The organism is Cyclonatronum sp., from assembly GCF_022565315.1.
Lineage (GTDB): Bacteria > Bacteroidota > Rhodothermia > Balneolales > Cyclonatronaceae > Cyclonatronum.
This window is the reverse complement of record NZ_JAIUMX010000036.1, coordinates 21572-31886: the sequence shown is the minus strand read 5'-3', so window position 1 is coordinate 31886 and position 10315 is coordinate 21572. Positions and strand designations below refer to the sequence as shown.

General features: G+C 57.1%; 9 protein-coding genes. 8 read left to right on the top strand and 1 reads right to left on the bottom strand.

Going from position 1 to position 10315, the window contains the following annotated elements; translation table 11 throughout:
* The first annotated feature begins 210 nt into the window (after positions 1-210).
* Positions 211-1176, top strand: coding sequence for an integron integrase (locus tag LAT75_RS07845; protein WP_291482091.1), 966 nt, complete (start codon positions 211-213; stop codon positions 1174-1176).
* A gap of 991 nt (positions 1177-2167) precedes the next feature.
* Here the strand turns inward: LAT75_RS07845 and ggt are convergent.
* Complete coding sequence (ggt, locus tag LAT75_RS07840; RefSeq protein ID WP_291482090.1) at positions 2168-3913, bottom strand: gamma-glutamyltransferase; 1746 nt, start codon at positions 3911-3913, stop codon at positions 2168-2170.
* A gap of 216 nt (positions 3914-4129) precedes the next feature.
* Here ggt and LAT75_RS07835 point away from each other — a divergent pair, with 216 nt between their 5' ends.
* From LAT75_RS07835 to LAT75_RS07805, 7 genes are all read left to right on the top strand, one after another.
* Entirely contained in the window at positions 4130-4420 is a 291-nt protein-coding gene (locus LAT75_RS07835; RefSeq protein ID WP_291482089.1) for a hypothetical protein, read from the top strand.
* The gene (locus LAT75_RS07830) at positions 4417-4923 is read left to right on the top strand and encodes a winged helix-turn-helix transcriptional regulator (RefSeq protein ID WP_291482088.1); all 507 of its coding nucleotides are present in this window, start codon (positions 4417-4419) and stop codon (positions 4921-4923) included. The genes LAT75_RS07835 and LAT75_RS07830 overlap by 4 nt, the downstream gene beginning before the upstream one ends.
* Before the next feature lie 87 nt (positions 4924-5010).
* Positions 5011-5754, top strand: coding sequence for a 3-oxoacyl-[acyl-carrier-protein] reductase (gene fabG / locus LAT75_RS07825; RefSeq protein ID WP_291482087.1), 744 nt, complete (start codon positions 5011-5013; stop codon positions 5752-5754).
* Complete coding sequence (locus tag LAT75_RS07820) at positions 5751-6743, top strand: ketoacyl-ACP synthase III (RefSeq protein WP_291482086.1); 993 nt, start codon at positions 5751-5753, stop codon at positions 6741-6743. The genes fabG and LAT75_RS07820 overlap by 4 nt, the downstream gene beginning before the upstream one ends.
* A 15-nt stretch (positions 6744-6758) precedes the next feature.
* Positions 6759-8267: a hypothetical protein gene (locus tag LAT75_RS07815; protein ID WP_291482085.1), complete on the top strand. Its 1509-nt coding sequence runs from the start codon at positions 6759-6761 to the stop codon at positions 8265-8267.
* A gap of 91 nt (positions 8268-8358) precedes the next feature.
* Positions 8359-9873: a long-chain fatty acid--CoA ligase gene (locus tag LAT75_RS07810; RefSeq protein WP_291482084.1), complete on the top strand. Its 1515-nt coding sequence runs from the start codon at positions 8359-8361 to the stop codon at positions 9871-9873.
* A 3-nt stretch (positions 9874-9876) separates the two neighbouring features.
* Entirely contained in the window at positions 9877-10299 is a 423-nt protein-coding gene (locus LAT75_RS07805) for a MaoC family dehydratase (RefSeq protein ID WP_291482083.1), read from the top strand.
* Positions 10300-10315 lie beyond the last annotated feature (16 nt).

Sequence of the window (10315 nt, the reverse complement as noted above, 5' to 3'; positions counted from 1 at the left end):
TATAACTCCTTATTGAACAACTCCAATATACCCTCCGAAGTCGTATAAGTAAAGAAAAATCAACTTGAGCGACTTCCGGGTGGTCATTAAGTGCCAAAAAAGGTACTTAATGACCTGTAAGGTTTTGGCTTTTCGGGAGTCGTATAAGGAACTACTTATACGACTTCAGCAGCTTCTGCATGTCTTTACTTACACCAGAATTTTCCCCCTATGCAGCCTAAACCAAAACTTCTTACACAGCTCAGAAATGAAATCAGAACACTCGGGTATGCCTGGAGCACCGAGAAAACCTACGTGTACTGGGTTCGGGATTTTATTCTGTATCACAATAAGAAGCATCCCTCAGCGCTTGGCCATGATCATGTGCGGGATTATTTGAACCATCTCGTCAATAAGCGAAGCATCGCACCTTCAACCCAAAATCAGGCACTGAGTGCGCTCTTGTTTTTATACAAAAAACTTCTGAATCAGCCGGATTTTCAAGTTGAAGGCCTGAACTGGTCTAAAAAACCAAAACGCCTTCCTGTAGTACTTTCAAAAAATGAAATAGCGGCGCTCTTTCACCATCTTGATGAGAAACTGCTGCTCCATCTGAAATTAATGTACGGCGCAGGCCTCCGGGTTTCTGAACTCATCAGATTAAGGGTTTGTGATGTCGATTTTGAAAATGGTCAGCTTATGGTACATAGCGGAAAGGGAAAGAAAGATCGCTTCAGCCTGCTACCTGAAACCCTTCGGCCCGGACTCGAAGAACAAATTCAAAAGGTTTTCCGCATTCATCAGGCTGATCTTCGCAGAGGGCTGGGCCACATATCCCTTCCCTACGCTCTTCACAAAAAATATCCCGGAGCTGCAAAAGCATTCAGCTGGCACTACCTGTTTCCGTCCCGGGTTATTGGTACCGACCCGCGCTCGGGCCTGCCTGCACGGCATCATGTTTCAAGGGAAACCCTGCAGCGGTCGTTTAAAGCCGCTGTTCAGGCAGCGGGTATTCAAAAGCGGGCTACGCTTCATACTCTGCGGCATTCGTTTGCAACCCACCTGCTGCAAAACGGCTATGATATTCGTACGGTTCAGGAGTTATTAGGTCATGAGGATGTTAAGACCACTATGATCTACACCCACGTGCTCGGCATGGGAAGTCATGCCGTCAAAAGCCCTGCTGATGTTCTGTAGTTTGCCGCAGCTTCGCTGCCGTCAGTCACAGAACCGCGTTTGGTTGAATACAGTATGGGATTCATGATTTGAGGGTGATGCTTCAAATGAAGCTATTTAATTCAAATTACTTTTCAAATAAAAAATCTTCTTGTTTGTATTAAATGAGAGGCGATATGATGTCTTTGAGTCAGGAATCAAAAAAGACTGTTTATTCTTTGGCAAAAGCTTGTCCATAGCATGCAGCATAATGCTCAGCCTGAAATAACGGGAAAAACATGCGCTTCAACTGCGGGCAGGCATCCGGGCGTAAGCAGGCGAAGGAGATCCCTCACATTTCTCTGTTGCCGGCTTTCGGGGCGGCTACGGCACTGTGGCTCCGGTCGCCGCTTTCCCAAATGAGAAGCGTTCGGGATGACCCGGGGTGAGCTTTTGGCTTTTAGCTGTTAGCTTTTGAGATGCGGCGTGGCATGCCATGAGTCCGCCAAAGCCTCAAAAGCTGCCCTTAAAAAAAACAAAAGTGTCATCTCGAACAGCCGCGTATAGCATTGAGCCTCCCGAAGCAACGGCAAACAGCATAACCCGTAAACCCGTCAAAGCATCATGTGAGAGATCTCCAAAGGCTGAAACTGCCCGGTACGTTCTCAACGCCCGGTAATGGCCATCGGACTGTGCGCCAAACCCTGAAGCCTTTCCCGGCGAAGGAGATCCCTCACATGAGGCCTTGATTTTTTCATGCCGGGGCGGACCTCACAGGCTTTGATACGCTCCTGCCAAATGAAAAGCGTTCTGGATGACACGGGGGGTGGAGTGTTGGGAGTAGGGTTGGGCCATTTGAGACCGCGCTGTTTCAAAATAAAACTGCGGGTAAATCCGGGCAGGTTAGGATCTTCTGTTTGCCCTCATCTGCGGTCTGCCGTCCGCGGTCCGCCGTCCGCGGTCAATCCCAAAAATCCGCGCAAATCCTGCCCGATCCGAAAAATCCGCGTGCCATCAGCGCGGCCCGCTGCCTTCAGTCGCCGGTTGCAATGCCGTCGAGTCTGGGATCGGCGCCGCCGCTGTATCGGCCGGTTTCGGGGTGCCATTCGATGCCGTGTATGCCGCTTTGCATGGGGGTGATGCGCACGCGGTGACCCATGGCTTCGAGGGCCGGGCGAAGGGCTTCGTAGGGCGTACCGGCTTCGAGTTCGAGGTTTTCGCCCCGGTGCACCATGTTGGGCAGGGCCGCGGCCTGCTGTATGCTGAGGTCCCAGTCGAGCACGCCAATGAGGGTCTGAACCACGTAGCCAATGATGCGGCTGCCGCCCCGGGAACCGACGATCAGCCGGAGTTCGCCTGCTTCATCGGTAACGATAAACGGCGACATCGAGCTGCGCGGACGCTTGCCGGCGGCAACGGCATTCGGGTGTGGTTCGCCGCCGAACACCGGCCGGAAGGTGAAGTCGGTGAGCTGATTGTTGAGCAGGAAGCCGTTGGTCATCATGCGGTTGCCGAAGGGGGCTTCGATAGAGCTCGTCATGGAAACCCGGTTGCCGTAGGCGTCGATCACGGAAAAATGGGTTGTGCCCTGCGATTCGGGCTCGTCGGGGATGGGGAGGTCTTCCTGTTCGGGAATGAGCCGGAGCGGATCGCCGGCAAAGGCTTCGGACATGGCGCGCGCGGGATCGATGAGGGCGGCCCGCTCGCGGAGATAAGCCGGGTCGAGAAGGGCCTCCACCGGAATGTCGGTGAAGTCCGGGTCGCCGAGATACAGGAAGCGGTCGGCAAAGGCGAGGCGGCTGGCTTCGGCGATGAGGTGCAGCGCGGCCGGGTCGTCGGGGCTAAGGGCTGCGAGGTCGAAGTGTTCGAGCATGCCGAGTATTTGCAGCACGGCAATGCCGCCGCTTGAGGGTGGCGGCGGACCGCAAAGCCGGTAGCCGCGGTAGCTGCCGCACACCGGCTGCTGAATCTGCACCTGATAGGCGTCGAAATCGGCGGCTGTGATGTCGCTGCGAAGCGGACGGCGTGCACGGGCGGTGCTGATCATCGCGCCGGTGAGGTCGCCCCGATAAAAGACATCGGGGCCTTCATCGGCAATGTGGCTGAGGGTTTCGGCGAGGGCTTCGTTGCGGAATTGCGGTGCATCGCCGCGGCCCTGATACACGAAATGCCGGCGAAGATCACCGAAAAACTGAATGGAGTAGTCGGCCTGCACCCGCTGCAACAGCGCCGGCGGATAGGGGATGCCCATGCGGGAGGCGTCAATCGCGGGCTGAAAGAGATCCGCCCAGGGCAGCTGCCCGTACTGCTGATGCGCTTCGTGAAGCAGGGCGAGGGTGCCGGGCACGCCGAAGGCCGCGCCGGTGGGAATGGCAAGAGGCAGGGGCAGCGGCTGACCCAAAAGCAGGAAGCGGTCAGGCCGGGCAGCCTGCGGGGCCGTTTCGCGGCCGTTGAAGACGAGCATTTCGCCGGTTTCGCCGCTTTGGAACAGCAGGAAGGCGCCGCCGCCTATGCCGCTTTCCGTGGGCTCCGAAAAGGTGAGCATCGCCTGAATGGCAATAGCCGCATCGATGGCGGTGCCGCCTGCGCGGAGGATTTCGAGCCCGGCCTGCGCGGCATGCGGACACGCAACCGAGACCATGTGCCGCTCAGCAAGCTGTGCTTCGGGCGCTTGCCGCGGTTCAAGATTGGGGGCGCTTCGGGAGCAGGCGGCAAGGCAAAGCAGCAGCAAGAGCAGTAGCGGGAGCGGGAATGGGAACGGGCGGGGAGAAAAATTCATGCCTCCAAGATAGGTAAATCGCGCGGAATTGGGGATCGTTTTGGGGAAGGAGACCGCGCGAAGGAAGCGAGGGTCAACAGCTGAAGCGGTATTTAAGGAAGGAGTGAGGTTGCGTAATTGCTTTGAGTGATACAGATGCAGGCCGGGAAAGCCGGGGCGCGGTATTTTTTTGATAAAACCGGATTTGCGTGATCAATTTTAAAGAGTGATGGCATCGTGCAGGCACCGGAATTTAAAAGCAAGGGGCTTTCCGTAGGTTTGGGGGGTGTCAATCTGCCGCGAAAGACCGTGATGTGCACGGAGTTTTCCCCGAAAAAAAGGAAGGCGGAAATGGCGGCGCGGCGGGATTCAGGGGGCGGTGTGGTGAGGATATGCGTCTTTGGTGGGGATGTGGCAGGGGTTGCGGGGAATGCTCTGATTCACGAAAAAAACGCTTTTCTGAAAAGAATCTGCTTGCGTTTGAAGAATAAAAAACGTTATTTGAAAAAAATCAAATTTATCAAATGATGAACAAAGAACAACTTATAGATCAGCTGGTGAATGCCTACGCCGAGGCCTATCAGAACCTGGGCTACAGCTCGCTGATGGGCAAAATTGTGGCGCTGCTGATCGCAACGCCGGGGCCGCTTTCGCTGGATGAAATCTCTGACCGCCTGCAGATGAGCAAGGGTCCGGTTTCGCAGATTGCGCGCAAGCTCAAGGACCATCAGCTTATCGAGAAAGTTTGGGTGAAGGGCGAGCGCAAGGACTACTATCAGGCTGTGCCCGATATTTTTGGTCAGGCATTTGCGAACTATGCCGCATCAATGCGGCGCAACAAGCAGCTGGGCGAGAAGTTTCAGGAATTTTCGGAAAACCTGCCCGAGCAGGATGAGCAGACCGAACACCTGGCAAGCCGCATGGCTGAGATGAAGCATTTTTACGAGCTGATGGCGCACCACAACAAGGCGTTTTTGCAGCACTGGAAAGAAACCGTGAAACCGGAACTGATTGAAAACGGCAGTCTGTAAGTCCTTACGGTGAGCGGTTTCCGTTTTTTTGCTTATGTAATTTGAAAATTTTCAAACGATTAGAATAAACTTAACCCTGTATCTCTCATGAACCGATTCGAAAACAAGGCAGTCCTCATTACCGGCGGTGCAGCCGGCATCGGAAAAGCAACGACCGAACTTTTTGCCGCTGAAGGCGCAAGCGTGCACATTTGGGACCTGAATGAAGAAGCCGGCGCGGCGCTGGTTGAGGCGCTCACCAAAGCCGGACAAAAGGCGGCTTTCCGCAAGGTGAACGTGGCTGATTATAAGGATGTGAAGGCCGGCATCGAAGCCATTATCGCAGCCGACGGGAAGCTCGACGTGCTGATCAACAACGCGGGCATCACCATGGATAAAACCCTGGTGAAGATGGACCCCGAGACCTGGCAGAAGGTGATTGATGTGAACCTGACCGGCGTATTTAACTGCACGCAGCTTGCCGCGCCTTACATGATTGAGAACGGCTCGGGCGTGATTCTGAATGCGAGCTCGGTGGTTGGCCTCTACGGCAATTTCGGGCAAACCAACTATGTGGCAACCAAGGCCGGCGTAATCGGCATGACCAAAACCTGGTCGCGCGAGCTGGGCCGCAAGGGCATCCGTGTGAATGCCGTGGCGCCGGGCTTTATCGCGACCGAAATGGTGCAGAAAATGCCGGAGAAAGTGATCGAGACCATGGTTGCCAAGGTGCCGCTCGGGCGCATGGGCAAGCCCGAAGACATCGCGCAGACCTACGCCTTCCTGGCGTCGGATCATGCGGCCTACATCACGGGAACGGTCATTAGTGTTGACGGAGGCATTATCTCGTGAGAAATGCGCGCATTATCGCAAGCGGCATGGCCGTGCCTGATCAGGTAGTGCCGAACAGCTGGTTCAATGAGCGGCTGGGAGAAGACGTGGATACCTGGCTGCGGGAAAACCTCACGATTCGCGAGCGCCGCTGGATGCGTGAGGGCGAAACCCTCAGCGAGCTGTGCATTACGGCGACCGAACGCGCGCTCGACATGGCGGGGCTGCGGCCGGAGCAGGTGGACCTGCTGATTATCTCGACCGATACCCCAGAGTTCATTTCGCCTTCAACGGCCTCGGTGGTGTGCCACAAGGCCGGGCTGAAAAACGCCGCGAGCTTCGACCTGAACACCGCCTGCGCGGGATTCGTGACGGCAACCGAAACGGCTGTGAACTTCATCAAGGGCGACCCTCGCTACCGCTACGCGGTAGTGATCGGCGCCTACGGCATGAGCCGCTACCTGAACCTCGACGACAAGAAAACGGTGACCCTCTTCGCCGACGGCGCGGCCGCTGCCGTGCTCGAAAGCTGCGAAGGCACCGAAAGCGGGGGTCACCTCGCCGGCGACATGCGCACGCGGGGCGAATACTACGATTATATGGGCATTTATCAGGGCGGCTCCGCCCACCCGGTAACGCCCGAAGGCGTGGCGGCACAGGAGCACAAGCTCATCTTCGCCAAAAAATTCCCCAAAGAGCTGAACCCGATTATGTGGACCGACATGATCCGCACCGTAGCCGAACGCGGGGGATTTGCCGTGAGCGACATCAAGCAGGCCTTCATGACCCAAATCAACATCAATCTGATTTGGGAAACCATGGATAATTTGGGTCTGCCGCGCGAAACGGCGCCGGCCATCATGAGCACCTACGGCTACACCGGCTCAGCGGCCATCGGCATGGCCATGGATCACAGCATCCGCGGGGGCGGTCTGCAGAAAGGAGACATCTTTGTAATGATGGGCTCCGGCGGCGGCCTCACCTTCGCCTGTAACGCATTCCGCTACTAACCGAGGAAGCAACCCATGGAATTAGCATCGCAGCAACTCGTAACCGCAGCCTGGATTCTGGTCGGCCTCTACGCCGCCGTAATCCTCTTTTTCGTGATTCGCGGGGCAAAGAAAATCACCAACATGGACGATTACGCCCTCGGCAGCGTGCTGTTCTCGCCCTACGCGGTGGGGCTCTCGCTCGCGGCATCGATCACAAGCGCGGCGACCTTCATCATTAACCCCGGGTTTGTGGCGCTGTTCGGCATTTCGGGCGTGCTTTCCATGGCGATTGCGCTGCCGTTTGCGGCCCTCATTTCGCTGGTGGTACTCACCAAAGGCTTCCGCCGGCACGGCACAACGGTGAAGGCCCTCACCATGGCGCAGTGGATGCAAACCATGTACAAAAGCCGCGGCTACGGCATCTTTTTCGGATTCCTCTCGCTGCTGCTCATCACCTTCGTGGTGCTCATCTGCGTGGGGCTCACCAAGGTGCTCTCGGCTTCGCTCAACATCCCCGAGCTGTACACCCTCATCGGCATCGTGATTTTCGTTTTCGGCTACATGATGTTTGGCGGGGCCAACTCCATGGTGTACACCAACACCATTCAGGCCATCCTGATGCTCATCGTGGCCTTCGTGCTGCTGGGTTCCGGCTATCAGCATTTCAGCGAAGGCGTGAACGGCTTCCTGGACAAGCTCGCAGCCATAGATCCGCTGCTGGTGTCAACGACCAACGAAAGCAGCTTCCTGTTCCGCGACTATTTCGAGATTTTCATCGCGCAGTTTATCGTGGGCATCGCGATAATTTGTCAGCCGCACATCCTCACCAAATCGCTGCTGCTCAAAAGCGACGCCGACGTGAACAAGTACCTGGCCGTTGGCATCACCGCGCAGCTGCTGTTTTTCTTCGTGGTGTTTACCGGCCTGTACATCCGCCTCACCTTTCCGGACCTGAGCGCCGGCGGCACGCCTATCCCGATGGACGGCCTGGTGTCGGCCTACGTGGTGAGCGAATTCCCCGTGTTTGTGGGTCTGCTTGTGGTGATGGGCCTCATCTCGGCGGGCCTCTCCACGCTCGAAGGCCTCATTCAGTCGCTCTCGACCACCATCACGAAGGACATCATCGACCCGCTGTTCGGGCGGCAGCTCGGGCTCAGCGGGAATACCGGCCGTGCGGTGCTCATCAATAAAATGGTGATTGTGGTGCTCGCCGTTGTGACCGTCTTCGTGAGCTGGGATCAGCTGGTGAACCCGAAGCTGAGCGTCGGCATCTTCGCGCAAAACGGCGTGTACGCGTATTTCTCGGCGGCCTTTGTGCCCATCCTGATGGGGATGTTCCTCAAAAACGTGCCGCTTGCCGCGCCGGTTACGGCCTCGGTCACTGCCGTTGTGGTGCACTTCACGATTTACTACGGGCAGATTGCCATCCCCTTCACCCGGGCGACCGGCGAAAACCCGGGCGTTGCGGCAGCTGTTGCCATTGTGTGCTCGGTGCTGGCCGGGGCGGCGGTCTATCTGCTGCAGCAAAAGAAACCGCGCTGATTTTTTTGGATTCGATGGATGCGCTCAACGCCCGAATCCGCTGCACGGACACTATTTTAATCTTTATATTTGAATAAACGGATTGTGAAACATGAAGCCTCAGACCATGCATACCGACTGGATTTCAAAATGGGCGCAGTACTCGCCTGACGCGGTGATGCTGCAGGATGATGCGAGCGGATCCGCCATCACCTACGCGCAGGCCAACGAGATGCTGCTGCGTACCGCGGGCGTGCTTGAGCAGGAATTCGGCATAGCCGCCGGCGACCGGGTTGCGGTGCTGGCGCTCAACCACATGGAGTACGTCGTGCTGTTTTTTGCCGTGCAGAAGCTGGGCGCCATTCTCGTGCCGCTCAACTACCGGCTGGCCGCGCCCGAGCTTGACTATCAGCTCAGCGACAGCAGCCCCAAACTGCTGCTTTTCGAGCAGGAATTTGATGAGACGATTTCGAAAACCTCCTTCACCGGAGAAAAAGCGCTTTTACAGGGTAGTGACGGCTTTCTTGCCCGCATGAGCGGAAAAGCAGGGGGGGCATCCCTCACCCTTCAGAAAAATCACGCGGCCACTTTTGAGGATGCCTGCATGATTCTGTACACCTCCGGCACCACCGGCCGCCCCAAAGGCGCGGTAGTGACCAACGGCATGCTCTTCTGGAATTCGGTCAACACAGGGCTGCGCCTCAACCTCGTGCAGAGCGACGTTACGCTCACCTTCGCGCCCTTTTTCCACACCGGCGGCTGGAATGTGCTCACCACACCCTTCATACACCGGGGCGCAAAGCTGATTCTGCTGCGCAAATTCGACGCAGACCGCATCCTCGAACTGTGCGACTCCGAAGGGGTGAGCATCCTCTTCGGCGTGCCGACCATGATGGATATGCTGCATCAGTCGCCGGGCTGGCCCGCCGCGAAGCTCGAAAAGCTGCGCTACGCCATCGTTGGCGGCGAGCCCATGCCGGTGCCGCTGATTGAAGCCTGGCACGAAAAAGGGGTGCCCATCCGGCAGGGCTACGGCCTCACGGAGTTTGGCCCCAACGTATTTTCGCTCAACGAAACCGACGCCATCCGCAAAATCGGCTCCATCGGTTTCCCCAACTTTTATATTGATGCGCAGGTGATGCGCGAAGACGGCAGCTTCGCCGAAAACGACGAGCCGGGCGAGCTTGTGCTGCGCGGGCCCGTGTGCATGCAGGGCTACTGGAACAAGCCGGAGGAAACTGCCAAAACCATCGTGAACGGCTGGCTGCACACCGGCGACATCGTGCGCCGCGACAGCGAAGGCTATTTTTATGTGATCGACCGCAAGAAAGAGATGTTCATCAGCGGGGCGGAGAATGTGTACCCGGCCGAGGTCGAGCACGTGTTCCGCACGCATTCCGCGATTCGCGAGGTCGCCGTTGTGGGCGTGCCCGATCCCAAATGGGGCGAAACCGGCAAGGCCTTCATCGTGCTGAAGTCCGGCGCAGAAGCTGCTCCGGCTGAGCTTGCCGCCTGGGGACGCGAGCGCCTCGCCAAATACAAGGTGCCGGGTCATTATGCTTTTGTGGACGAGCTTCCGAAAAGCGACAGCGGCAAAATCCTCAAACGAAAATTAAAGGAGGCCTGAGCCATGAAGCGTCTCACCATCAGCGATCTCAAAACCGGCGACCGGGCCGAATTCAGCAAGACCATTTCCGAGCATGATGTGTACGCCTTTGCGGGCATCACCGGTGATTTTAATCCGCTGCACGTCGATGCCGAATACGCGGCACAAACCCGCTTTGGGGCGCGCATCAGTCACGGGGCGCTGCTTGCCGGGCTGATTTCTACGGTCGTTGGCATGAAGCTGCCCGGCCCCGGCGCGCTGTATGCCTCGCAAAGCCTGAAGTTTCTGCGGCCGGTTTATATCGGCGACACCATCACAGCGTTTGCTGAGGTGGCCGAAGTGCTGCCCGAGCGCAACCGCGTGAAATTCCGCACGGGATGCCGCAACCAAAAAGGAGAGGCCGTAGCCGAAGGCGAATCCGTGCTGCTGCCCTCCAAAGAGCCCTGATTTTCCAACTGTTAAC